The sequence below is a fragment of the Arthrobacter sp. N199823 genome (assembly GCF_002929705.1).
Taxonomy (GTDB): Bacteria; Actinomycetota; Actinomycetes; order Actinomycetales; family Micrococcaceae; genus Specibacter.
The window spans coordinates 315,545-340,753 of the sequence record NZ_PJIN01000001.1 but is presented as its reverse complement, the minus strand read 5'-3'; the positions used below and the strand labels follow the sequence as shown (position 1 = coordinate 340,753).

General features: G+C 59.9%; 21 protein-coding genes. 10 read left to right on the top strand and 11 right to left on the bottom strand.

Annotated elements, in window-relative coordinates; translation table 11 throughout:
- The first annotated feature begins 23 nt into the window (after window positions 1-23).
- Together purU and CXQ93_RS01485 are read left to right on the top strand one after the other, a co-directional pair.
- Window positions 24-905, top strand: coding sequence for a formyltetrahydrofolate deformylase (gene purU, locus CXQ93_RS01490; RefSeq protein WP_104109158.1), 882 nt, complete (start codon window positions 24-26; stop codon window positions 903-905).
- Window positions 906-1,351: 446 nt separating this feature from the next.
- Complete coding sequence (locus tag CXQ93_RS01485) at window positions 1,352-2,890, top strand: hypothetical protein (protein WP_104108714.1); 1,539 nt, start codon at window positions 1,352-1,354, stop codon at window positions 2,888-2,890.
- Between the two features lie 121 nt (window positions 2,891-3,011).
- On the opposite strand, the gene CXQ93_RS01480 is transcribed toward CXQ93_RS01485, so the two are convergent.
- Entirely contained in the window at window positions 3,012-4,517 is a 1,506-nt protein-coding gene (locus CXQ93_RS01480) for an amino acid permease (RefSeq protein WP_104109157.1), read from the bottom strand.
- 350 nt (window positions 4,518-4,867) lie between these two features.
- Here CXQ93_RS01480 and CXQ93_RS01475 point away from each other — a divergent pair, with 350 nt between their 5' ends.
- The 6 genes from CXQ93_RS01475 to CXQ93_RS01450 all read left to right on the top strand — a co-directional run bounded on the left by CXQ93_RS01475 (window position 4,868) and on the right by CXQ93_RS01450 (window position 11,931).
- Window positions 4,868-5,872: an aldo/keto reductase gene (locus CXQ93_RS01475; protein ID WP_104108713.1), complete on the top strand. Its 1,005-nt coding sequence runs from the start codon at window positions 4,868-4,870 to the stop codon at window positions 5,870-5,872.
- Between the two features lie 50 nt (window positions 5,873-5,922).
- Window positions 5,923-6,441, top strand: coding sequence for a gamma carbonic anhydrase family protein (locus tag CXQ93_RS01470; protein WP_104108712.1), 519 nt, complete (start codon window positions 5,923-5,925; stop codon window positions 6,439-6,441).
- Window positions 6,442-6,549: 108 nt separating this feature from the next.
- Window positions 6,550-7,758: an ROK family transcriptional regulator gene (locus CXQ93_RS01465; RefSeq protein WP_104108711.1), complete on the top strand. Its 1,209-nt coding sequence runs from the start codon at window positions 6,550-6,552 to the stop codon at window positions 7,756-7,758.
- Window positions 7,759-7,941: 183 nt separating this feature from the next.
- The gene (gene mmsA, locus CXQ93_RS01460) at window positions 7,942-9,486 is read left to right on the top strand and encodes a multiple monosaccharide ABC transporter ATP-binding protein (RefSeq protein WP_104109156.1); all 1,545 of its coding nucleotides are present in this window, start codon (window positions 7,942-7,944) and stop codon (window positions 9,484-9,486) included.
- A gap of 26 nt (window positions 9,487-9,512) precedes the next feature.
- Complete coding sequence (mmsB, locus tag CXQ93_RS01455) at window positions 9,513-10,781, top strand: multiple monosaccharide ABC transporter permease (protein ID WP_104108710.1); 1,269 nt, start codon at window positions 9,513-9,515, stop codon at window positions 10,779-10,781.
- A 52-nt stretch (window positions 10,782-10,833) separates the two neighbouring features.
- On the top strand, window positions 10,834-11,931 hold the full coding sequence (locus CXQ93_RS01450; RefSeq protein ID WP_104108709.1) for a sugar-binding protein: 1,098 nt from the start codon (window positions 10,834-10,836) through the stop codon (window positions 11,929-11,931).
- Between the two features lie 132 nt (window positions 11,932-12,063).
- Here CXQ93_RS01450 and CXQ93_RS01445 read toward each other — a convergent pair whose 3' ends face one another.
- Entirely contained in the window at window positions 12,064-12,708 is a 645-nt protein-coding gene (locus CXQ93_RS01445) for a DNA alkylation repair protein (protein WP_104109155.1), read from the bottom strand.
- A gap of 158 nt (window positions 12,709-12,866) precedes the next feature.
- On the opposite strand from CXQ93_RS01445, the gene CXQ93_RS01440 reads away from it, so the two are divergent.
- Window positions 12,867-13,964 (top strand): Gfo/Idh/MocA family protein, encoded by a 1,098-nt coding sequence (locus CXQ93_RS01440; protein ID WP_104108708.1) that lies wholly within the window; start codon window positions 12,867-12,869, stop codon window positions 13,962-13,964.
- Window positions 13,965-14,104: 140 nt separating this feature from the next.
- Here the strand turns inward: CXQ93_RS01440 and CXQ93_RS01435 are convergent, their stop codons facing one another.
- The 6 genes from CXQ93_RS01435 to CXQ93_RS01410 form a co-directional block, all read right to left on the bottom strand.
- Window positions 14,105-14,812, bottom strand: coding sequence for an ABC transporter ATP-binding protein (locus CXQ93_RS01435; protein WP_373418317.1), 708 nt, complete (start codon window positions 14,810-14,812; stop codon window positions 14,105-14,107).
- On the bottom strand, window positions 14,805-15,662 hold the full coding sequence (locus CXQ93_RS01430) for an ABC transporter ATP-binding protein (protein WP_258068569.1): 858 nt from the start codon (window positions 15,660-15,662) through the stop codon (window positions 14,805-14,807). Before CXQ93_RS01430 ends, CXQ93_RS01435 begins: the two co-directional genes overlap by 8 nt.
- A gap of 77 nt (window positions 15,663-15,739) precedes the next feature.
- The gene (locus CXQ93_RS01425; protein WP_104108705.1) at window positions 15,740-16,945 is read right to left on the bottom strand and encodes a branched-chain amino acid ABC transporter permease; all 1,206 of its coding nucleotides are present in this window, start codon (window positions 16,943-16,945) and stop codon (window positions 15,740-15,742) included.
- The gene (locus tag CXQ93_RS01420; RefSeq protein ID WP_104108704.1) at window positions 16,942-17,949 is read right to left on the bottom strand and encodes a branched-chain amino acid ABC transporter permease; all 1,008 of its coding nucleotides are present in this window, start codon (window positions 17,947-17,949) and stop codon (window positions 16,942-16,944) included. Before CXQ93_RS01420 ends, CXQ93_RS01425 begins: the two co-directional genes overlap by 4 nt.
- 136 nt (window positions 17,950-18,085) lie before the next feature.
- Window positions 18,086-19,324 carry a branched-chain amino acid ABC transporter substrate-binding protein gene (locus CXQ93_RS01415; protein ID WP_104108703.1) on the bottom strand — a complete coding sequence of 413 codons (1,239 nt, stop codon included), beginning with the start codon at window positions 19,322-19,324 and terminating at the stop codon, window positions 18,086-18,088.
- A 326-nt stretch (window positions 19,325-19,650) separates the two neighbouring features.
- Window positions 19,651-21,873, bottom strand: a complete 2,223-nt coding sequence (locus CXQ93_RS01410; protein WP_104108702.1) for an NADP-dependent isocitrate dehydrogenase — start codon at window positions 21,871-21,873, stop codon at window positions 19,651-19,653.
- 183 nt (window positions 21,874-22,056) lie between these two features.
- On the opposite strand from CXQ93_RS01410, the gene CXQ93_RS01405 reads away from it, so the two are divergent.
- The gene (locus CXQ93_RS01405) at window positions 22,057-22,557 is read left to right on the top strand and encodes a ferritin (protein ID WP_104108701.1); all 501 of its coding nucleotides are present in this window, start codon (window positions 22,057-22,059) and stop codon (window positions 22,555-22,557) included.
- Window positions 22,558-22,721: 164 nt separating this feature from the next.
- Here CXQ93_RS01405 and CXQ93_RS01400 read toward each other — a convergent pair whose 3' ends face one another.
- The 3 genes from CXQ93_RS01400 to purH all read right to left on the bottom strand — a co-directional run bounded on the left by CXQ93_RS01400 (window position 22,722) and on the right by purH (window position 25,185).
- Window positions 22,722-23,021: a hypothetical protein gene (locus tag CXQ93_RS01400; RefSeq protein WP_146073130.1), complete on the bottom strand. Its 300-nt coding sequence runs from the start codon at window positions 23,019-23,021 to the stop codon at window positions 22,722-22,724.
- 20 nt (window positions 23,022-23,041) lie between these two features.
- Window positions 23,042-23,215 carry a hypothetical protein gene (locus CXQ93_RS20570; RefSeq protein WP_181036006.1) on the bottom strand — a complete coding sequence of 58 codons (174 nt, stop codon included), beginning with the start codon at window positions 23,213-23,215 and terminating at the stop codon, window positions 23,042-23,044.
- A 302-nt stretch (window positions 23,216-23,517) separates the two neighbouring features.
- Window positions 23,518-25,185 (bottom strand): bifunctional phosphoribosylaminoimidazolecarboxamide formyltransferase/IMP cyclohydrolase, encoded by a 1,668-nt coding sequence (gene purH, locus CXQ93_RS01395; protein WP_104108699.1) that lies wholly within the window; start codon window positions 25,183-25,185, stop codon window positions 23,518-23,520.
- Window positions 25,186-25,209: the final 24 nt, after the last annotated feature.

Sequence of the window (25,209 nt, the reverse complement as noted above, 5' to 3'; positions counted from 1 at the left end):
TGACTGACTTGACTATTCCGGCCGTGCCCGACTCCTCCGCTGCCGCCGCGCAGGGACCCCCCTCGCACGGATACGTGCTGACGCTTTCCTGCGCCGATCAGCCGGGCATTGTCCATTCCGTGTCTGGTTCCTTGTTGGAGGCCGGTTGCAATATCACCGATTCCCAGCAGTATGGGAGCCCGGACACCGGCACCTTTTTCATGCGTGTTGCCGTGGAAACTACGACGTCGTTTTCCAGACTCCGCGAGCACCTCGAGGTGGTTGCCGCGCAGTTTGAACTCACCTGGACGCTGCATCGCGCCGGTGCACCCATCCGCACCTTGATCATGGCCTCCAAGGCCGCCCATTGCCTCAATGATCTGCTGTTCCTGCAGCGTTCGGGCACCCTGCCGGTGGAGATCCCGGCCATTGTCTCCAACCACATGGATCTGAAGCCGCTGGCCGATTTTTACGGGATCCCCTTCCACTACATTCCTGTCACCGCAGATACCAAGGCCGACGCCGAGGCAGCTCTCCTTGCGCTGGTGGCTGAGCTCGACGTTGATCTGGTGGTCTTGGCCCGCTACATGCAGGTTCTCTCAGATGACCTCTGCAATCGCTTAGCCGGGCGCGCCATCAACATCCACCACTCGTTCCTGCCGTCCTTCAAGGGGGCCCGTCCCTACCACCAGGCACATGCCCGCGGTGTTAAGATCATTGGCGCCACGGCCCACTACGTCACGGCTGTGCTGGATGAGGGGCCCATCATCGAGCAGGAAGTCATCCGAGTGGATCATGGCCATTCGGTGGAGAAGTTCGTTTCCATGGGCCGCGCCGTTGAGGCTCGCACCCTGGCCCAGGCAGTTCAGTGGCACGCTGAGCACCGCGTTCTGCTGGACGGACACCGCACAGTCGTCTTCGCCTGAGCCCCACTCGCCGGGCCATAACGGGGTTCCCACCTCGGCGCACCGATTCGGGCAGTCTGTGGCCGCCAAGGAATACCGCCGAACACAGACGCCACGCCTGCTGGCACAGCCCAGTGAGCGATGTGTCCCTGAAACCGATAAACTGGGGGCGTCCCCGGTAAGGTTCAGCCGTCGCGCACTACCGCTCGACCACGGCGCCGGATGCCCGCGGGTACGAGATCGTAAGTGCTGGCCACTTTGGCAACGGCGCTCTCCACCGAGGCAGTGCGCTCCATCATCGATGGGCCACGCGTCCTGACGAAAGTGATGGACCCCTGACAGCATTCCGAGAGGCAAGTTCCGAGATCCGTGGTGTACGCCTGCGGCTATGCATCCTCATCCCGGTCCGTATCCAGAGCATGTCCCCCTTCGGCCATTCCGTGTCGGCCAAGAGTGGGGTCTGAGCGATGTCGCTACCCAGAAGCGCCCGTGCCGTGGATCCACGCCGGATCACCCTCGAGCGATTTGTGACCGGGGGCTCGGGGTTCTACACCGTCGAAGCCATCGGCCTCATCGTTCTGAAACTGCTCTGCTTGGCATTCGCGGGATTGCTGATGTGGGCCCCCGTCGTGTTCTGGGACCAAGAAGGTGTTGGTGCGGGAATCTTCCTCGGCGCAATCTTCATTCCCATGGGCGTTTTGGTCGGATGGATGGGGCTCTCCTTCGGCAATGACATGATCACCGAACGACTGAATCCGGCAAACCGGTTCTCCCGGCTCTCCCGCCCCAACAGGCGCACCCCGCGCACCGCTCCCGATCTCGACCCGCGTTCTGGCCCCGGCGTTCGACGTCCACGGATCTGGACCGTCCTTTTGCTGGTCCTCAGTACACCTGCGCTGGCCGTACTGGTCCATATTTTCTCAGCCTACGCCGAGCGATTCATTCAGGGCCGCCCGTTTATGTGGCAGTCCTGGGGGTACACCGGAATCGCACTGGAGCCGCTGTCCTTCATGGCCCAGCGATGGCTAATCCCCGTGCTGATCGTAGTGGTCATTTCGCTACTCGCACTGATCGTGCTGCTCTGGCGATCTGTGCCTGCTGTCGGCAGGAGAATCCTGGCCCGTCACCGAGCGCATCCAGCAGCCCGGCAGGAACGCGGCACGGACAGCGTGCTGCCACAACTGCCCGAGCAGGTGCTGCGCTCCTCTCCCAGAGGGCACGTGGGCCTGTTCCTCCGCGCTGGCATTTTCCTTCTGCTCGGGCTGCCGTTCGTCTTTTTCATCGCTTACATCCTGCTGGCATACGCGGGCCAGCTGATGGAGATGGTGGCTTCTCCCCGCATGTTCCACTGGCGCTGGGACGCACCGCAACACTTCGGTGAGTTCGGGAAGTGGTATTTCAGCTGGGAGTCCACGAGCGCGGCGCGCGTACGGGCAGTGCCAACAGCACTTACTCTGTGCCTCTTGGGGGTGGGGATCGCCTTGCTGCCGCTCTGCGTCCCGCTCCTGATCCGCCGAGGCACCAACGCGATCGACATGGCTATTACTCAGGAGGGCATCATGGTCCGAGGCGGTCTGGTGATCCGCTGGGACGAGATAGCTGAGGTCTTGATCATCCGTGACATTCGGCTCGGCCAGTGGAACGAGAAGGAACAGGAGTTCGACCGGTCGCCGAGATTCTCGATGTCCCTGAGGTACATCGCCAAGCACTCCCGCACGCACATTGCCCTCGTACTGCGTGACTTTCCGGAGGTCGCCGATCGCGCCACACGCGCCTTCGACCCCCAATGGCGGGCCCTGCGAGCGGACCCCGCGCGCAGCTATGGGTACGCGTTCTGCGATCTGTGGACCCATTCCCCAGCAGCAGTACGTGTCAGCCTCGCGTCGCTGAAAGCGGGTGCGGTATCGAATCGGATCCCCGTCACGGCACTGAAACGCACCTCCGATGGCCTCAACCCTAAGAAGCCAAAGCAGCCAAAGCAGCCAAAGCAGCCAAAGCGAAGTTGATCAGTTCGCGTCGGCGTCGTCGGGCCGGGCCCGGCAGCTCCATCTGGGATACATCCACTGCATCCACTGTGTTCGCTGTGTTCTTGAGGCTGCGGGCCAGGCGCCTTGGTGCAGTGGTCGGTCAGCGGTTTTCGTGGATCGGCAGCACCGGCTCGATGGGTGCGGCGGACAGCGTCTCGTAGTCGGACTGAGACATGGCGGCCACCTGCGAGTGACGTCGTCCGTAGGCGAAGTACGCGGTCAGACCTACGATCATCCACAGCAGGAACACCACCCAGGTCACGCCGCCGAGGTTAATCATCAGGTACATGCACATGAGCGCACCCAGGATCGGCGTCACGGGGTAGAAAGCTGCCCGGTAGCTGCGTTTGAGTTCCGGGCGTTTGCGGCGCAAGTAGATGACGGAAATATTCACCAAGGCAAAAGCGAACAGGGTTCCGATGCTTGTTGCATCAGCCAGGGCACCCAACGGCACCAACCCGGCCGTCAGTGCGACGGCGATGCCAACGATCAAGGTACCTGCAACGGGGGTGCCTCGCTTGGCCGAAATCCTGCCGAACACCTTGGGCACTAGGCCATCGCGCGACATGGAGACGAGAATTCGGGTCTGCCCATAGAGCACGGCCAGCACAACACTGGTGATGGCCAGCACCGCACCGATGGCGAACACCGCAGCAATCCAGGGCTTGTGGGTGATTTCCTGGAGGATCTGAACCAAAGCCGCTTGGGTGCCATCGAACCAAGTCCACTCCCGGGCGCCGACGGCGGCAACGGCCACCAGTACGTAAATTGAGGTGACAATCACCATGGAAAGCATGATGGCGCGGGGCAGATCGCGCTGCGGATTCTTTGCTTCTTCGCCCGCCGTGGAAGCCGCATCGAAGCCAATGTAGGAGAAGAACACGCGGGAGGCTGCGGCCGAGACGCCGGCGGTACCCATGGGCAGCAGCGGGTCAAAGTTTCCGATATTGAACGCGGTGAAGGCGACGGCGCAGAAGAACAGCAGAATCACAATCTTGATGAACACAATGGCGGTGTTGACCCAGGCGCTTTCCTTGGCGCCGCGCATCAGCAGCACCATGGACAGCAGCACGATGACCATTGCGGGTACGTTCATGACGCCGCCGGAACCGGGTGGCTGGGACATGAATTCCGGCAGCGCCCATCCCAAACCAGCGACGGCTTCATTGACGTACTGCCCGGCTCCCACAGCCACTGCGGCGACGGACACCGCATATTCCAGCACCAGACACCAACCGCAGATCCATGCCATACCTTCACCCAAAGTGGCGTAAGTGTAGGAATAGCTGGATCCGGAAACCGGCACCATGCCGGCCATTTCCGCGTAGGAGATGGCGGAGAGTAGCGCCGCAACGCCGGCGATCAGGAACGAAATGAAGATGGCTGGCCCGGCCATCGGAACGGAATCGCCAAGGATCACGAAGATGCCTGTACCCAGGGTTGCTCCGACGCTGATCATGGTCAGCTGCAGGACGCCGAAGCTCCGCACCAAACTGCGCCCGCCGGCGCCATTGTTACTCTCTTGCACCATGAGGGCAAGGGGCTTGCGCCGAAGTAACTGGTGGCCCAGCCCTAAGGCAGCACCGGAGCCGCCGCGTGAGCCCATCTTCCCGGTGCTCGGCTCATCAATAGGTGGCATACCAAGGATTCCATTCTGTGTGGCCGGGAGGGCAGATGCGACTGTCTTCCCTGCGATGTCTAAGTCCGTGCCGCAGCCATTAGGGCGCCGTGGGCGACTGTGTCATGGTGCCAGTCGGGCAATTGAGGCTCGGCGCCCGGCGTTGAATCGCCTGCGGCAAGCGACATCCAAGTTTACCGTGCCACTCCAGCCCTCGCGGGTGGTAACAGGGGCGGGGTCAGTGGAATGTGTCACGACCAAGGCCGATGCACCTCACGTATTCCGGGGATAAGGGGCCCGGACCCCGATGGGGGCTCCGCATTGACTAGGCTGGGGTCATGCAAACACAGCGCTTGGGGAAAACTAACCGTTCGGTGTCCGGTATTGGTCTGGGTACATGGCAGCTGGGCGCCGATTGGGGCGAGGTCAGCGAGGCCGACGCAGGCAAGGTCTTGGCCGCTGCCGCAGATACCGGTGTCACCTTCTTCGATACCGCCGATGTCTATGGCGATGGCCGTAGCGAGCAGGTCATTGGGGCATTTTTGCGCGAGCGAGGCGCCGACCATGGCATCACCGTCGCCACCAAAATGGGCCGCCGAATGGATCAGCTGCCCGAAAACTACTCACTAGAAAATTTCCGTGCGTGGACCGATCGTTCCCGCAAGAACCTTGGAGTGGACACCCTGGATCTGGTCCAGCTGCATTGCCCGCCCACCGCCGTCGTGACCTCGGATGAGGTTTATGACGCCCTGGATACCCTCGTCGCGGAGGGCTCTATCGCCAATTACGGGCTGAGCGTTGAGACCAGCGACCAAGCCCTCGCCGCGATTGCCCGCCCCAATGTGGCCACAATTCAGATCATCCTCAACGCCTTCCGACTCAAGCCGCTCGACGCCGTCCTTCCCGCCGCCCGCGCCGCAAACGTTGGCATCATCGCCCGTGTCCCCCTCGCCAGCGGGCTGTTGTCCGGCAAATACACGGCCGCGACCACCTTCGCCGAGAACGATCACCGCAATTACAACCGCGACGGTAGCCACTTCGACGTCGGCGAGACGTTCTCCGGCGTGGACTTCACGGTTGGCCTCGAGGCCGCCGCACGATTCACCGCCCTGGCCAAAACGGCCGACGGCGTCACCCCGGACACCACGACGGCTCAACTCGCGCTAGCGTGGCTTGCCCAGCTCGACGGCGTCTCCGCCGTGATCCCGGGCGCCCGGTCCGCGGATCAAGCCCGGGCCAACGCCGCCGCAGGGTCAATGCCCGCTTTGGGCGAGGGCTTCAACGCCGGTGTGCATGAGATTTATGATTCCTTGCTGCGAGCAGATATTCACCCTCGCTGGTAGTCGGCAACACCATAGCTTTCCGCTCCACGAACCATGAGAATGGACCCACCATGAATCAATTGATCACCCTTGATGGCAATACCCCCAACGTTCACGAGAGTGCCTTTGTGGCCCACACTGCTGTGCTGATTGGCGAGGTCAGCCTCGGCGCCGATTCCAGCGCGTTTTACGGAGTTGTCATGCGCGGAGATACCAACTCCATCAGCGTCGGGGAAGGATCCAATCTGCAGGACAATGTGGTGCTGCACGCTGATCCCGGATTCCCCACCAGCGTGGGCAAGGGTGTCAGTGTTGGCCACGGCGCAGTAGTCCATGGATGCACAGTCGAGGATGACTGCCTCATTGGCATGAGCGCCACCATCATGAACGGCGCCGTCATCGGTGCCGGATCGCTGGTAGCTGGTGGTGCCGTGGTGCTGGAAGGTGCCATCATTCCGCCCGGATCACTCGTTGCCGGTGTGCCGGCCAAGGTGCGCCGCGCCCTAAGCGCCGAGGAACTGGAGCACGTTCGAGAGAATGCCGCTCACTACGTCACACTGGCTCGCAAGCACAAAGCTGTTCAGGCCTAGCAGTTCCGGGCCGGTGAGATGCAATCAGCAGTTCATAGAGTAAATTGAGCAATTCATCTTGCGTTCATTTCTTGACGCCAATGTGATCTATGAGGCATTGTCATTTATATGCTCGATGACGAACAGCCCACCACCACGCCGGCCTACCGTAAAGCCCGCAATCCCGGCTCGCAATCAGCACTGCGCAGCCGCAATCAACAGCGGATCACGCAGCAACTCCTTAAGGGTGGGGCGTCAACTCAGGCCGAGCTTGCCCGCAGCACTGGCCTGTCCACAGCGACGATCTCCAATATCGTCAAGAGCATGGCCGCAGCAGATCTGGTCACGCTCACCCCTGTTACGAGCTCCGGCCGGCGGGCCATGTCGGTGCGCTACAACGGGGACAGTGCCATTGCCGCTGGCATCGACTTTGGTCGCACCCATGTTCGCGTCGTTCTCGCCAACACCGGATATCACCTCTTAGCCGAAGAAGAGGCTCCCCTACCGCGCGGACACCAAGCGGTGGAAGGCATCCAGACCGCCTCTCGGCTGCTGGACAAACTCCTGAAAAAAGCGGGCATCTCTCGCTCGCAACTCATCGGCGCCGGAGCCGGCATCCCTGGTCCTATTGACAGCCGCAGCGGCAAGGTCATCCGGGGTTCCATCTTGCCCGAATGGGTCGGTATCAATTTGCACAGCGAACTGGAACAGGCCCTAAAGATTCCTGTTTTCGTTGACAACGACGCAAATCTCGGCGCCTTGGCGCAGCTCACGTGGGGCGATCAAGGCAACGTCCAGAATCTCATGTTCATCAAAATTGGCACGGGCATCGGATCAGGCCTCATCCTTGGCGGCGCACTCTTCCACGGCAGCTTTGGTGTCACGGGCGAAATCGGTCATGTGACCATCGATGAGCAAGGCGTGATTTGTCGCTGCGGTAATCGCGGTTGCCTCGAAACTGTCGCATCCACGGCCACCATGGTGGAACTCCTCAGCAGGGGTCACGAGCACCCCATCTCCACGGCGGATATCCTTCGCCAAGCGACCTCGGGCGATCCTGCGACCCTGCGCGTTCTTGATGATGCCGGCATGGCAATAGGCCGCGCCTTGGCCAATGTGGCTAATTTGATCAGCCCCGATGTCATTGTCATCGGAGGCCCGCTGACGGAACTTGGTGAGCTATTTTTAGCCCCGATCCGACGCGGCCTTCTTCGCCATGCCGTACCCATCGTTGGGGAAAGTATCGGCCTGAGAATGTCACAACTAACGTCCCGGTCCGAGGCTCTTGGAGCGGCCGCTTTGGTGTTCCAGAACGAGCCCAGTTCCATCATTTCTTAAACCGTTACCTTCTCGTAGCGTTAAAGACTTGACCACAAGTGTGTGATCTAGTTTACTTTTCGAGTACCGGTTAGTATCGGCACTCCGCGCAATGAATGAATTTCGCGGGCAATGAAGCCCCGCCGCCAGTGCGAACTTGGTGGGGCACCGACAAAGAAGTCAGTTGTGGAAGGCGTAAGCATTATGGTGTCCGCGAACCCCGTCATACTCGAGATGCGATCCATCACCAAGGAATTCCCTGGTGTGAAGGCACTTTCGGAAGTATCTATCACCGTTCGTGCCAGCGAAATCCACTCCATCTGTGGCGAAAACGGCGCAGGCAAATCAACCCTCATGAAGGTACTCTCCGGCGTCTACCCCTTCGGTAGCTACGACGGTGAGATTGTCTTCCAGAACTCAGTCTGCGAGTTCAAAGACATCCGGGCCAGTGAAAACGCCGGCATTGTGATCATCCATCAGGAACTCGCTCTCATCCCCGAACTCTCCATCACCGAGAACATCTTCCTCGGCAATGAACCCACCAAATTTGGTGTCATCAACTGGGCCGAGGCCCGGCTGCGGACCATGGAACTGATGGCCCGCGTTGGCTTGAACGAGGATCCCGATACTCCTGTCAAGGAAATCGGTGTCGGCAAGCAGCAGCTCGTTGAAATCGCCAAGGCACTGAACAAGTCCGTCAAGCTCCTCATCCTCGATGAGCCAACGGCCGCCCTGAACGAGTCCGACTCCCAGCACCTCTTGGATCTGATCCGGGGGCTCAAGTCCAAGGGCATCAGCTGCATCATGATCTCGCACAAACTCAACGAAATTGAGCAGGTCTCGGACTCCATCACCATCATCCGCGACGGCAAGTCCATCGAGACACTCGATGTGAAGGCCGACGGCGTCGATGAGGACCGAATCATCCGCGGCATGGTGGGACGAACCCTAGAATCCCGCTTCCCCGATCACACGCCCACGATCGGGGAGGTGTTCTTCGAGGTCAAGAACTGGACAGTGGCCCACCCGCAGATTGCGGACCGGCTCGTATGCAAGAACTCCAATTTCAATGTCCGGCGCGGGGAAATTGTCGGTATCGCCGGCTTGATGGGTGCCGGCCGTACAGAGCTGGCCCGCTCGATCTTCGGCCGCTCCTACGGCAACTACATTTCCGGGCAGATCATCAAGGACGGCAAGGAAATCACCCTGCGCAACGTCCCCCAGGCCATCAAGCACGGACTGGGTTACGTCACCGAGGATCGCAAGACACTGGGCCTAAATCTGCTCGATGACATCAAGACCACCACGGTGTCCGCAAATCTCGGCGCTATCTCCAAGAACACCGTCGTTGACCGCGACAAGGAATTTTCGGTAGCAGAACGCTACCGCAAGCAGCTCCGCACCAAGGCCCCCAGTGTGGAGGAGGGCGTGGCGAAGCTCTCCGGTGGAAATCAGCAGAAGGTTGTCCTCGCGAAGTGGATGTTCACCGACCCTGATCTGCTCATCCTTGATGAGCCCACCCGCGGCATTGATGTGGGCGCCAAGTATGAGATCTACGGGATCATCCAGGCACTGGCCAACCAGGGCAAGGGCGTGATCGTCATTTCCTCGGAATTGCCCGAGCTTCTCGGTATCTCTGACCGCATTTACACCATCTTTGAGGGCGCCATCACCGGCGTGCTCGACAAGAATCAGGCCAGCCAGGAAACGTTGATGAAACGCATGACCGCTGCCACTAAGTCTGCCTAGCTCTAGGGAAGAAAAAGGACACCCCCATGAACATCATCAAACAACTCTTTAGCGGCAACTCACGCCAATTCGGCATGATTTTTGCCCTCGTCGCCCTCGTCGTCTTCTTCCAGGTGAGGACCGATGGGCTGATTCTCACCCCCGATAACGTCATCAACTTGATGAACGGCTACTCCTACATCCTGGTCCTTGCCATCGGCATGGTGCTGGTTATTATCGCCGGACACATTGATCTCTCCGTGGGTTCCGTCGCCGCGTTTGTGGGCATCGTGGTGGCACTGGCCATGCGCGATTGGGGCCTTCCCTGGTATCTGGGCATCATTGCTGGTCTGGCGTTGGGCGCCGCCATTGGTGCGTGGCAGGGCTTCTTCGTGGCCTATGTAGGCATCCCTGCTTTCATTGTCACCCTGGCCGGCATGCTGCTGTTCCGCGGCGCCAACCAGCTCTTCGGTGACTCCCTCACCATCCCGGTTCCCAAGGAATTCCAAGCCATCGGTGCCGGCTACCTGCCCGAGATCGGCCCGAACACCGGGTACAACAACTTGACACTTCTCATCGGAATCCTAGGAGTTGTGGCCCTGGTTTGGGGAGAATTCCGCGGCCGCCGCAAGGCCGTGTCACTGGGTTCGGACGTCAAGCCGGTATGGGTCCCCATTTTCAAGGTTGTTGTCTTCGCCGCCGTCATCCTCTACGTCACTTACCTGTTCGCCACGGGCCGCCCGGGCACCTCCTTCCCGATCCCCGGCATCATTCTCGGTGTTCTGGTTCTGATCTACGGTTTCATCTCCTCCCGCACCACCATTGGCCGCCACGTCTACGCAGTGGGTGGCAACCGCCACGCCGCCGCGCTCTCCGGTGTCAAGAGCAAGCGCACCGACTTCATGGTCATGCTGAACATGTCGATGTTGGCCGGTCTGGCCGGCATGATCTTCGTTGCCCGGGCCAATGCCTCCGGCCCGTCCGACGGCGTTGGCTGGGAACTCGATGCCATCGCTGCCGTGTTCATCGGTGGCGCCGCCGTCACCGGCGGTGTGGGCACCGTGATGGGATCCATGATCGGTGGTCTGGTGATGGCCGTGCTCAACAACGGTCTGCAGCTGCTCGGCGTGGGATCTGACTGGACCCAGATCATCAAGGGCCTGGTCCTGTTGGCCGCCGTCGTCTTCGACGTCTACAACAAGTCCCAAGGCAAGGCGTCCTTCATCGGCTTCATGATGAAGAAACTTGGCGGCAACAACAACCCCGATCTTGAAGTTGCGGAGCCTCTCAAAGGCACCATCAAGACCGAGGCTTAAAACTTCCTCTCCTTCTCATAAATATTTACAAACCAACAGAAAGCGAAGCACCATGTTGAAACTCAACAAAACGGTCAAGACCTTGGCCGTTCTCCTGGCCGCATCATCGCTGGCCCTCACCGGTTGTGGCCGCGCAGAGACACCCGCAGCCTCAGGCAGTGCCGCCGCTGGCTTCGCCGCCGATTCCCTGATCGGTGTGGCCCTGCCGAAAAAAACCAGTGAAAACTGGGTCCTCGCCGAGAAGCTGTTCAACGACGGCCTCACCGCTGCCGGCTTCAAGGCTGATGTTCAGTTCGCCAATGGTGGCGTTTCCGAGCAGCAAAACCAGATCAGCGCCATGGTTGCCAAGGGTGCCAAGGTCATCATCGTCGGCGCATTGGACGGTGGCCAGCTGGGCACGCAGCTCAAGCAGGCTAAAGACGCCGGCATCACAGTCATTGCTTACGACCGGCTGCTGGTCAACACCCCAGACGTGGATTACTACGTTGCGTACGACAACTTCAAGGTGGGTGAGCTACAGGGACAGGCTCTGCTGGACGGTATGAAGGCTAAGAAGCCCGCAGGCCCGTACAACATTGAGCTCTTCGCCGGATCCCCGGATGACGCCAACGCGCAGGTCTTCTTCGACGGTGCTATGAAGGTTTTGCAGCCCAAGATCGACGACGGAACTCTCAAGGTTGTTTCAGGTCAGACTTCCTTCAAGCAGGCCGTTACTCAGGACTGGAAGGCAGAAAACGCTCAGAAGCGCATGGACTCCCTCCTCGTTGGAAGCTACAGCAGCGCGACGGTTGATGGCGTACTGTCCCCCAACGACACCTTGGCACGCGCCATCCTGACCTCGGTCAAGGCTGCCGGCAAGGCCACCCCCACGGTGACCGGCCAGGATGCTGAAGTTGAGTCCGTCAAGTCGATCATGGCTGGCGAGCAGTACTCCACCATCAACAAGGACACCACTGCACTCGTGGAACACGCCATCCAGATGGCCAAGGATCTGCAGGGTGGCAAGACCCCCGAGATCAACGACCCCACCTCCTACGACAACGGTGTGAAGGTTGTTCCGGCATTCCTGCTGGTTCCCCAGATCGTCACGAAGGCTAATGCTGCAGAGCAGTTCGCCAATGACAAGGTCCTAGGCCCGCTCACCAAGTAGCACCCACCTAGGGTTGGTACTACACCAAAGGCCCCGTCCGGCGTCGAACTTCTCAATGAAGTACGACGACGGATGGGGCCTTTCGCATGCCACCGCCTCCCAGCGGGGGACGTTGTACGCTGCGCATCTGCGTTATCCGGCGTCCCTCCGGCGAACAATTTCATTGATCCAAATCGGCGCGAACGGGGAGGTGCAGTTCGGAGGTGTGGGGTAATCCTTCAGGACCTCGAGCCGTTCGCCAATGCCCAAGGCCCGGGCCCGCAGCTCCGGATTTTCAATGCCGATCTGGGCCAGGGCGTTGTTCATGGCCCATTGCAGGCGCTCCGGCGCTTCCTTCATCTGCGCCTCGATGAGGTCAAGGAGTCCGGGCAGGTCCAGTCCTTCAGGCTTCTTTACGATCCGTTCACTGGTCAGGGCCCAGCCGGAAGCGGCCACGACCGGGTCCGGGTCGGCGAACCAGGCCTGACGCAACTCTTCCGCGTGTGCGCTCTTCTTCACCACATAGTTCACGAACCAGTCGTTGACCTTGGGGATGGTGGCCTGACGCAGCATGGTGTCCAGCTCCTGAGCGCTGAAGGCCTTGGGCCGGCAGATCAACAACGCCAGCAGCCGTGCGGCCGTGTCACCGGTGGCCCACAGTTCTTTGGAAAGGTCCTGCTGCGTTTTCACCCGTTTGGCGACAGCGCGCAATTTCCCCAGATTCACCCCGTGGTCATCTCCGTGATTCTCGTTCACGGCCCGAACCCTTGGGTCTTCCAGCGCTGCCAGCTCAGCCATGAGCGCCGCTACAGTCTCTACCGTTTCAGTCACTACAACCTCCCCTTTGTTCTTGATGCAGCTAGCTTATCGGCCCCCTCTGACATCAGTGGCAGGGGCGCCGCGAGCTCGGGCGTCATGTTCGCACGCAAGCGCTTCGATACTGGCAGACTATTCCAATGACTATTCCTCGTTTCGTCGGCCGACCCGACTGGTACACCACGTTTAATCCAGAGACCCTTGCCGCGACAGGCACCGCCCTGCGCTGGGGCGTCATCGCCACCGGCGGCATCGCCCGCACTGTCACCGGTGATCTGGCCCTGCTTGAGGACTCAATTTTGCAGGCCGTGAGCTCCCGCGGCGAGAGCAGCGCAGCCGGCTTTGCCACTGATTTCGGCTTCGCAAGCTACTACTACGACGGCGGACCCGACGGCTCGAGCGCCTCCGGCTACCTCCAGCTGATGGCCGACCCCGAGGTCGATGTGGTCTACATTGCCACCCCTCACGGACAGCATTTTGATGTGGCCAAGGCTGCCCTGGAACACGGCAAGCACGTCCTGTGCGAGAAGGCGCTGACCATCACGGCTGCCGAAGCCCGTACCTTGATTGAACTGGCCCAGGCCAAGGGTCTGTTCATGATGGAGGCCGTGTGGGCAAGGTTCGTGCCGGGATACCAACGCGCCCTGGAGATCATTGCCTCGGGCGAGATTGGCGAGGTGAAGTGGGTCCGAGCCGATCTGGGCTTTGTGGCCCCCAAGGATGAATCATTGCGTATCTGGGCACCGGATAACGGCGGCGGCGCGCTGATGGATCTGAGCGTCTACCCACTGCTGTGGGCCTGGGGCACACTGGGCAAGCCCGATAAGGTAGCGGCTACCGGAGAGCTCACCAGCTTTGGTGTAGACGCGCAGAACACCATGACACTCAGCTACGCCAATGGCGCTCAGGCGCAGCTAATCAGTTACCTGTCCTCACAGGGGCCCAGCCGCGTGACCGTCTCGGGAACTTTGGGTTACCTCGAAACCGTTGACTCGCTGAACAACCCCGGCGAAATCTTCATCTCCGCCCCCAACGGCGAAAAGCGCACCGAAACCTTTGACTATCCGGGCCGCGGATACACCTACCAGTTGCGTGAAGTGACGCGCTGCATCCAGGCCGGACTAACCGAAAGCACCACCATGCCGCTGGCGGACTCGCTGGCCATCATGGAACTCTTCGACGAGACCCGCCGCCAGATCGGCGTCAGCTACTGGAACGACACCCGCACCGACCTGTAAATACCCAACCCGGTGTAAGAGAGATGCCGAGGGTCCCGCTGTGAGCTTGCGAGCAGTGGGAGGCAACGAACGGGAGCCCACCTTTGTGAAAAAGGTGGGCTCCCGCCGTCGTGAGTGAAGTGACGCTAGCCTATGAACGCCTAACCCACGCCCAGGTAAGCTTCCTTGATGGCCGGGTTGGCCAGCAGCTCCTTGCCGGTGCCGCTGTGCGTGATCTCGCCCGTTTCCAGCACAAACGCCCGATGAGCCCGGGCCAGCGCCTGGTTGGCGTTCTGCTCCACGAGCAGCACTGTGGTGCCCTGGCTGTTGATCTCGGTAATGATCTTGAAAATCTGCCGAATAAACTGGGGGGCTAGGCCCATGGATGGTTCATCCAACAGCAGCAGCTTGGGGCGGGACATGAGCGCCCGGCCAATGGACAGCATCTGCTGCTCGCCGCCGCTCATGGTGCCGCCAAATTGCTTTTCGCGTTCCTTCAGCCTCGGGAACAAGGTGAAAACGCGGTCTAGGTCCTCAGATACACCTGTCCGGTCCTTACGTCCGAAGGTCCCCATATCCAGATTTTCCAGCACCGTCATGGCCGGGAAAATCCCGCGTCCTTCAGGTGCCTGAGAAATGCCCTGCACCACCCGAATGTGCGCTTTCATTTTGGTGATGTCCTCCCCCATGAACTTGATGGAGCCTTGGGAAGGATTCAAAAGCCCTGAGATCGTGCGCATGGTGGTCGTTTTCCCAGCACCATTGGCGCCGATGAGCGAGACAATCTCGCCCTCGTCGACGGTGAAGGACATGTTGTGAATGGCCTGAATCCGCCCATAGTGGACGGAAACATCATCCAGCTCAAGCAAAGTCATCTTCAGGCTCTCCTAGGTAAGCGGAAACGACCTTGGGGTCTTCCCTAATGACATGCGGCACGTCGTCGGCAATTTTCTTGCCAAATTCCAGCACCACAATCCTGTCGGTCACTCCCATGACCAATTTCATGTCGTGTTCAATCAGCAGCACCGTGTAGCCGTCATCACGGATGGTCCGGATGAGCGCCATGAGATCTTCCTTTTCAGCCGGGTTGAAGCCGGCCGCCGGTTCATCCAGGCACAAAAGCTTTGGATCTGTGGCCAGTGCGCGAGCAATTTCCAATCTGCGCTGGCTTCCATAGGAGAGGTTGCGAGCAAGCGCTCCGGCATGCTCGGCAATGCCCACAAATTCCAGCAGCGCCATCCCGCGTTCAATGGAGCTTTTCTCCTCGCGCTGATGACGCGGCAGCCGCAAGAGTGCCCCGACAACGCTGGTCTTGTGCCGGGCATCAAGACCAACCACCACATTTTCCAAAGCTGTCATCTCACCAAAGAGCCGGATATTCTGGAAGGTTCGGGCTAATCCGGCTCGGGTGATCTTGTGCTGTTTCATACCGTTGAGCTGACGGCCCTCCAGCAGCACTTGACCGCTGGTTGGCTTATAGACACCTGTCATAGCGTTAAAGCAAGTGGTCTTGCCGGCACCGTTGGGACCAATGAGCCCCAAGATCTCCCCACGCCTAATGGTGAAACTAACGTTGTCCAAGGCCACCAGACCACCAAACTTGATGGTCAGGTTTTTCACCTCTACGAGGTCATCTCCTACGGCAACGTCAATGTCGCGTTCAGGAGCAGCCGCTTCTGCAACGGCTTCGTCAACGTCCAAGCTTTCCACTATCTCAATGGCCGGTTTGTGGCTTCCGTGCGCTGGCACTGGCACTTCCTCCGGAACAGGGACTTTTTCACTGTGTGCACCCAAGGCTAGACCTCCTTCTCAGTGACAACGGCCGACTTCTTGGCACTAGTCTCGCGCACCCGTTGGTAAGCCTGTTGACCGTACGCCAGTAGTCGCTGCCTCGCCGGGATCAGGCCCTTAGGTCGATAGATCATGATCAGCATCAACGCAATGCCGAAGATCAGGTACTTGTATTCGGCGATGGCCGTGAACCGCAACGGAATGTAGGCCACCAGAGCGCCTCCGAACACGGCGCCCACTTTGTTGCCTACCCCACCAAGAACCACGGCGGCGACGAACAGGATGGAGGTGACGATGTCGAACTTCTGGTTGTTCACAAAACCAACCTGACCGGCGAACAACGCCCCAGACATGCCGCCCACACCCGCTCCGAGCGCGAACGCCCAGACCTTGTATTTGAAGGTGGGCACACCCATGGTCTCGGCGGCGTCCTCATCTTCACGGATGGCAATCCAAGAACGGCCCACACGGCTGCGCTCCAGGTTTCCAGCGAGGAAAAGCACAATTATCAGGATCGTCAGAGTCAGCCAATACCACGGCGTGCCGTTGGAGTTGGCGAAGATGGGAATGCCGTCGGCACCCTCACCTGGCGGCCGACCCACGTTTTGGAAACCCACTTGACCCTTCATGGCCGGAATCAGCGTGGCCAAAATGCGGATGATCTCACCAAACCCGAGCGTCACAATAGCCAGGTAGTCGCCACGCAGGCGCAGGGTGGGAATGCCCAAAATAACGCCCACGCACATGGCCACCACAATGGCCAAAGGGATGGTCCACAAGTACGGAATCTTCACGAACGGCGAATCCGGACTTGTCAGCATGGCTGCCGTGTAGGAACCTACCGCGAAGAAGGCTATGTAGCCCAAGTCGAGCAAACCTGCGTAACCAATAACGATATTAAGCCCGACGGCGACGAGCGCGTAAACGGCCATGGAGAACAACGCCAGGGGGAAGTCGTTGCCGGGCTCTGTGGACAGGATCGGGGGGTTAATGACTGGTAATGCGTAGGCAATCAAAACGACAACTATGAGGTAGAGCCACTGCTTTTGGCGTGGCATGGCCTGCCACTTTTCACTCCAAGCGCCAAATAGGCCCTTCTTGTGCGTGGCATCGGCGCTGGTGCCAGCCCCACCCTTCTTACTTTGCCGATCTGCCGCTGCCTGACTGGCTTTGGCGCCGGGAAGCGGTGTTGGTCCATCGGTGGTGCTCATGCCTTGCTCCTTCCCAGAGACGTACCCAAGATGCCTTGCGGGCGAATCAGCAGAACCAGCACCAAGACCACGAAGGCCACAACGTCTGTCCACTGCGAGCTGCCGAGGAGGATCTGGCCATAGTTGCCAATCAAGCCCAGCAGCAGGCCACCAAGAAGGGCACCTCGGACGTTGCCAATGCCGCCAAGCACTGCGGCAGCGAATGCCTTGATACCGAGGATGAAGCCACCGTTGTACTGGACTCCGGAGGGAATCTTCATAACGTAAAACAATGCTGCGGCACCGGCCAAAATACCGCCAATGATGAAGGTGGTGACGATGATCTTTTCCTTATTCACACCCATCAGCGTTGCTGTGTCCGGATCCTGGGCCACGGCACGAATGCCGCGCCCGGTGCGGGATCGTCGGATGAACTGATCAACGAGAACCATCATGATGACGGCTGCAACAACAATGACTATCTGCTGTGAGTCGATGATGGTGCCAAACACTTCGAAGATGGGGGTGGGGATAAACATTGTCAGTGCTGGTTCCGGCAGCGGTCCGCGCCAGAGGAAGATCAGGTACTGGATGACGAACGAAGCGCCGATGGCAGTGATCAAGTAGACCAAACGAGGGGCGTTGCGCTTGCGCAATGGCCTATAAGCCAGCCGTTCCACAAGGAAGGCTGTAACGGCCGAGGCCACAATGGCTGCTATCAGGGCCAAGATGATGTTGATTAAAATCGCGCCGAAGCTAAGGTTCGGCGCTGAGGGGCCAAAGCCCAAAAAACTAAGGGTAAAGAACACTGCATAACAGCCCATGATGAAGACTTCGGAGTGGGCAAAGTTAATCAAGTTCAACACGCCGTAAACAAGCGTGTAGCCTAACGCGACGAGAGCATAAATGGCACCGAAGGTCAGGCCGTCAAAGGTGGCGCTCCAGAAATTCTGGGCCAGCGCCGCGACGTCGAAATTAATCCAATCGCTGTCCGCGGGAACAGCTGTAAGAACTGTTGAGAGCATAAGTAGATCCAGTTCTAGCCAACCTCGGTTAAATCTCCTGCCGAGGCTGCCTCATTGAGCGGGTGTGTGGGGCTGTAACCAAAGGATGCTGTGGAGCGCCACCAACGCGCGCCCCACAGCATCCCCTAGGTGTTCTTTACTCGCCGATGGCGCCGATCGGAACGATCTTGCCATCCTGGACTCGGTAGCCGTAGACAGCAGGTGCCTGCAGCTCTCCCTTGTCATCCCACTTGTAGTGCTTGCTCAGACCCGATGCGTCGTAATTATTGACCCATTCCAGCAGCTTCGCACGGTCCTGGTTGCCCTTGTCAATGCCGGCCAACAGAACTGTCGCGGCGTCGTAACCCTCAATGGAGTACGTGCCAGGCTCTGCGTTGGTCAGTGTCTTGTAGGCATCCGCAAAGGTGGGGATCAATTCACCGGGAATGCACGGGCAGGTGAAGAACGCGTTGTTGGACGCGTCGCCGGCCTGCTTGATGAACTGATCATCCTTGACACCATCAGGGCCAACGAATGCGCCCTTGAAGCCCTTCGCCACCAGCTGCTGGTTGAACGGTGCGCCTTCAGCGAAGTAGCCGGAGTAGAACACTGCATCAGCCTTGGCGTTGATGATCTTGGAAATCGTGGCCGAGAAGTCCTTCTGGCCTGTTGTCACCTTGTCGCTGCCAACCATGGCATCGCCCAGGCCTGTGGTCGTGGTGCCGCCCAAACCAATGCCGTAATCGGAATCATCCTGAACCAGGTAGACCTTTTTGGCGCCGAGCGTGCCGGTCATGAACTTGGCAGCTGCGGGTCCCTGTACCGCGTCGTTCCCCAAACCGCGGAAGAACGTTGTCCAGCCGTTTTCTGTCAGTCCCGGGTTGGTTGCGGCCGGGGTGATGTGAACCATTTTGACCTGCTCGAAGATGTTGCCAGTTGCCTTCGATTCACCGGAGAACGGCAAACCGACAACACCAATGATGTTCTCTTCCTTGGTGGCCTGGGTGACCGGCCCGGTGGCCTTGGTGGGATCGCCTTCGGTATCAAACTTCTTGAACGCTACCTGGCAGCCCGGGTTTGCTTTGTTGTGCTGGTCGATGGCCAATTGCACACCATTGAAAATATTGATACCAAGCTGCGCGTTAGCCCCGGTTTCGGCACCAATATAGGCCAGCGTTGTGGTGTCAGCACAGGTGGCCTTGCCGTCACCAGCCGGAAGAACTGCATCCTTCGGCGTTTCGATGGACGTCAGTACTTTGACGTCCAGATTGAGGCCGGAGCCGCCCGCTGCAGCACTCGTTGATCCTGGAGTTGCCGCCTGGTTGGCACAGGATGTCATCAGGAGCGTCAATGTTGCGGCCATGGCCAGCGAGGTCATAACTTTCTTGCGGTTCATGAATTAGCCTTCCAGAGTAATCACCAAGACCCGCAGATCGTTCTCGATCCGGGCGCCCTTGGCTTCACATGATCTTGACCCTACTCTCGAGTAGGTGACCCAGAACACATGTTGCGCGTAAAGATCTGGTAACAGATGGCGCTCAGTCGTGTTAATTTTGCGCCGCTCAGCGTACGACGGCGTGTCGCTAGCAAGATTCTCTCCCTCACCTTTAATCTGCACTCCCCAATATGGGCGTCCTTTCGGGCCAAGGCAGCCGGGGTTTCGAGCAGCAAAAAACCCGCCTCCACGATGGGAGGCGGGTTTCTTAGGGCGTACTGCGGAGACTAGGCGCTTAGTGTTGCGATGACCTTGTTCAGCAGAGCAGACGGGCGCATGATGGCTGCGACCTTGGCTGCATCGGGGCGGTAGTAGCCACCCAGATCAACAGCGGAACCCTGAACCTCGGCGAGTTCGGCGATGATCGCGTCCTCGTTGTTCGTCAGTTCAGTCGCAACAGTTGCGAACGCTGCTGCCAGTTCGGCGTCAACGCTCTGGGCTGCCAGCTCCTGGGCCCAGAACTTGGACAGGTGGAAGTGGCTGCCGCGGTTGTCGATCTCGCCAACCTTGCGCTTCGGGGACTTGTTCTCAAGCAAGAACGTACCGGTGGCTCGGTCCAAGGTATCGGCCAGGATCTGCGCGCGGGCGTTGCCTTCGGTCACGGCGAGGTGCTCGAAGCTGACGGCCAGTGCCAAGAATTCACCGAGTGAATCCCAGCGCAAGTGGTTTTCCTTCACGAGCTGCTGCACGTGCTTGGGAGCGGATCCACCAGCGCCAGTCTCGAAGAGGCCACCGCCTGCAATCAGGGGAACCACGGAGAGCATCTTGGCGCTGGTACCCAGTTCCAGGATCGGGAAGAGGTCGGTCAGGTAATCACGGAGCACGTTGCCGGTGACGGAGATGGTGTCCTCGCCGCGGCGGATGCGCTCCAGGGTGAACTTGGTGGCGTCCTCAGGCGACAGGATCTGGATGTCCAGACCATCGGTGTCGTGGTCCTTGAGGTACTCGTTGACCTTGACGATGAGGTTGGCGTCATGGGCGCGGGTCTCATCGAGCCAGAATACGGCCGGGGTGGCTGATGCGCGGGCGCGGGTGACGGCCAGCTTGACCCAGTCCTGGACCGGGATGTCCTTGACCTGGCAGGCGCGCCAGACATCGCCAGCTTCGACGTCGTGCTGGATCAGCACGGTGCCGCCAGCGTTGACGATCTGCACTGTGCCGGCTTCGCTGAGCTCAAACGTCTTGTCGTGGCTGCCGTATTCTTCGGCTGCCTGAGCCATGAGGCCCACGTTGGGAACGGTGCCCATGGTGGTGGGATCGAAGGCGCCATGGGCGCGGCAGTCATCGATAGTGGCCTGGTAGACACCGGCGTAGCTGCTGTCGGGCAGCACTGCCAGGGTGTCGTGCTCCTGGCCGTCGGCGCCCCACATGTGGCCCGAGGTGCGGATCATGGCTGGCATGGAAGCATCAACAATCACGTCGGAGGGGACGTGGAGGTTGGTGATGCCCTTGTCGGAGTCGACCATGGCCAGGGCCGGGCCGTTCTCGTAACCGCTCTTGATGGCAGCTTCAACGCCAGCACGCACGTCGTCGGGCAGTGCGCCCAAGCCGTTGATGATGGAGGCCAGGCCGTTCGCCGGGCTCAGGCCGGCAGCTGTCAGTGCTTCGCCGTAGTTGGCGAACAGTTCCGGGAAATAGGCCTTGACTACGTGGCCGAAGATGATGGGGTCAGAGACCTTCATCATGGTGGCCTTCAGGTGTGCCGAGAGCAAGATGCCCTCGTCCTTGGCACGGGCCACCTGTGCAGCCAGGAACTCATCCAGTGCAGCGGCGCGCATGACGGTGCCGTCAACAATCTCGTTGGCCAAAACCGGGAAGGAGTCCTTCAGCACGGTGGTGGTGCCGTCGGTGGCAACAAACTGAATCTTGATCTTGTCATCGGCGTCGATGACTACAGACTTCTCATTGTGGAAGAAGTCACCCTCGCTCATGGTGGCGACATTGGTCTTGGAATCTGCAGACCATGCACCCATGCTGTGCGGGTTGGCCTTGGCGTAGTTCTTGACCGAGAGCGGTGCGCGGCGGTCAGAGTTGCCCTCGCGCAGGACCGGGTTGACGGCACTGCCCTTGATCTTGTCGTAGCGGGCGCGAACGTCCTTTTCCTCATCGGTGGAGGGATCGTCCGGGTAATCCGGAAGCGCAAAGCCCTGGCCCTGAAGTTCGGTGATGGCGGCCTTCAGCTGCGGGATGGAGGCGCTGATGTTCGGCAGCTTGACGATGTTGGCATCCGGGCTCTTGGCCAGGGTGCCCAATTCAGCAAGGGCGTCACTGACGCGCTGCTCTTCGGTGAGGTATTCGCCAAAGACGGAAATGATGCGCCCGGACAAGGAGATGTCGCGGGTTTCTACGTCAACGCCGGCGGTGGAGGCGAAGGCCTCAACGATCGGCAGAAGTGAGTACGTGGCCAACATGGGCGCTTCGTCTGTCAGGGTATAAATGATTTTGGCCATGGGTGAAGCCTCTCCTGCGAAAATTCAGTGGATTACTTAAGAATCTGGTGATCTTTCTTTCCCTCCTAACCTACCCGAGAGAGCTGGTTTGGCCGCTATCGACGCCCTTAGGTGACGCTGCCCTAAGTGAACTTAGCCTCACTTAGGGTGCAGGGAAATGGATTTCGCAATAGCGTAGAAGCCATGGAACTCAAAGGAAAACTCGCAGACGCCATCAACGACCAAATCACACTAGAAATCCAGGCTTCGGTGGTTTACCGCCAGCTGGCCATTGAAATGGAAGTCCAGGACCTGCCCGGAATTTCCGGCTGGTTCTTGGCTCAGTCGGCCGAGGAACTCGTGCACGCACAGAAGTTCACCAGCCACATGACTGACAGGAACGCCGCCCCAAAGATTGGCACCATCACGGCCCCGGATGTCACCATCAACTCTGTGCTTGAAGCCTTCGAAGCGTCTTTGGCTCACGAGCAGAAGGTCTCCGAATCCATTCGCAACCTCTACCGTCTGGCCACAGCAGAGGGCGACATTGATTCGATCCCCATGCTGAACTGGTTCGTCGAGGAACAGCTCGAAGAAGAAGCGTCCGTGGGCGAAATCATTGGCCGCGTGAAGCTGATTGGCGCCGACGGCAACGGCCTGCTGCGTTTGGATGCCGAGCTGGGCGCCCGCAACGCCGCGGCCTAACCCTCCCCCGCAACGCTTCATCAGATACGGGGCATTTTTGCCTAACGCTCCATCAGATATGGGGCATTTTTACGGAACGCTCGATCACCTCGTGATCGAGCGTTCCGGGTTTAACCCCAAAAGGTGATCGAGCGTTTCGGGAGGGCTGCGGGATGATCCGCACCTCAGGGGTTGTTGAGACCCTGCTGAGTGATGTTTTGATGATTCAGTGCCTGCTGGTGGGCCTCGTTATGAGCCTGCATGGCGGCATTGCCGGCGCGCATTCCCGGCTCCCCTGCCCAGCCTTCTCCCTTCGTGGCGACCGGGTGCAGTGTGCCGTCGTCATCCACTCTCATCATGACGTAGCGGCGGCCCTTCCCCCGGATCAGCATCACAATAGTGGTGACGATGCCAGCAACCACGAGAATCGCCACAACTGCAAAGAACACGGCGAAAAATGTGCCTGAAAACAGCATATTATCCATCGATTCACCCATCGGAGCCCCTAGCGCGATCCCGTGGGCGGAATTGCTTGGCCCCCCGGGTAAGGCACATGTTCCGGCGGCAGCGCACCAGGCTTCGCGGCACGGAAACGGCCCACGATCAGCAACACCACCAGAACCACAACAATCAGCACGAACGCGCCGATCACAAGTGCCATCAATAGAGAATCGGACATGTTTCTCACCCCAAAAGAATCGATAATCGTGCCTGTTCTTCGAGTATGGCACTGCCATGACTGCCGAATTCTAGGCTGAGGCGCGCGTCCTCAAAGACGGTCCAAAAGGACGACGGTAAAACTAGCGACGCCGCATCACTTTACGGCCGTTTGATTCAAACGCCGCACCATATTGCGGCCCCTTAAGTCAAACGCTCCCTCACAGGAACTCAAATGTGAGGGAGCGTTTGCGTTTAATGGCCGTTAAGTGATGCGGCGTCCGGTTTTAGGGGCCGTAAAGTGATGCCGCGTCGGGGCGGTGGTTAGTGGAAGAAGTGGCGCGCACCGGTGAAGTACATGGTGATGCCTGCTTCGTTGGCCGCCGCGATTACTTCTTCATCGCGCACGGATCCGCCGGGCTGGACCACGGCGCGGACACCGGCGTCGAGCAGGATCTGCAGGCCGTCGGCGAACGGGAAGAACGCGTCCGAGGAAGCAACGGCGCCAATGGAGCGCTGCACCGAAACACCTGAGGTGCCTGAGGCACCGCCGGCTGCGTCAACATCCGATTCCACGGTGACACCGAGAGTGTTGGCGCGTTCAACGGCCAGCTTGCAGGAGTCCACGCGGTTGACCTGACCCATGCCGATGCCCACTGCAGCACCGTTATTGGCGAGCAGAATGGCATTGGACTTGGCGGCCCGCACAGCCGTCCAAGCGAACTTCAGGTCCGCCAAGGTTGCCTCATCGGCCGGGGCGCCTGCGGCCAGGGTCCAGTTGGCGGTGTCGTCGCCGTCAGCGTCAACCTTGTCTGACATCTGCACCAGCATGCCGCCGGAGACCTGGCGGACTTCTGCCGGGTAGCGGCCGTAGCCCTCGGGGAGAGCCAGCAGGCGGATATTCTTCTTCTTGGAGAGGATCTCCACGGCTTCGGGCTCGAAGTCCGGAGCGATGACCACTTCAGTGAAGATGCCGGCAACCGTGCGGGCCATGGCCGCGGTGACGGTGCGGTTGGCTGCGATGACGCCACCAAAAGCGGAGAGCGGATCGCAGGCGTGGGCCTTGGCGTGTGCGTCGGCAATGGGATCCACGGCATCCGGGGAAGCCACGGCCACGCCGCACGGGTTGGCGTGCTTGATCACGGCAACGGCCGGCTCATCGAAGTCGAAGGCTGCGCGCAGAGCGGCATCAGCGTCAACAAAGTTGTTGTAGCTCATGGCCTTGCCGTGAAGCTGGTCCGCCTGAGCAATGCCCGACGGCGCACCCTTGTCCACGTACAACGCTGCCTGCTGGTGGGGGTTTTCTCCGTAACGAAGCACCTCGGAGCGTTCCAGCGAGTAGCCGGCGTAGGCGGGCCAGTCAATGAGGCCGTCGCCGTCCTCGTCGAGGAACTGGGCCGAGGTCCAGGCTGCCACGGCGTTGTCGTAGGCGGCTGTGTGCGCGAAGGCTGCTGCAGCCAGACGCTGGCGGGCGCCGAGCGTGAAGCCGCCTTCTGCTGCCGCGGCAATGACGGAGCCGTACTTGGCCGGGTCAACCACAACGGCCACGGAGGGGTGGTTCTTTGCGGCCGCACGGACCATGGACGGGCCGCCAATGTCGATCTGTTCGACGACGGCGTCCTGGCCGGCGCCGGAGTTGACAGTGTCAACGAACGGGTACAGGTTTACAACAACCAGATCGAAGGGCTCAATGTGCATCTCTTCGAGCTGGTGCACGTGAGCGGGCAGGCGGCGGTCGGCCAGGATGCCTGCATGGATCAACGGGTGCAGTGTCTTCACGCGGCCGTCGAGGCATTCCTGGAAGCCGGTGACCTCGGATACTTCGGTGACCGGGATGCCGGCTGCAGCGATCTTGGCCGCGGTGGAACCGGTGGAAACGATGGCAACTCCGGCGGCGTGCAGGCCAGCAGCCAACTCCTCCAGACCGGTCTTGTCATAGACCGAGATCAAAGCTCGGCGAAGGGGAACGCGGTTAACGGGAACGCTGGTCACAGAAATACTCCAGAGGGGATCGAA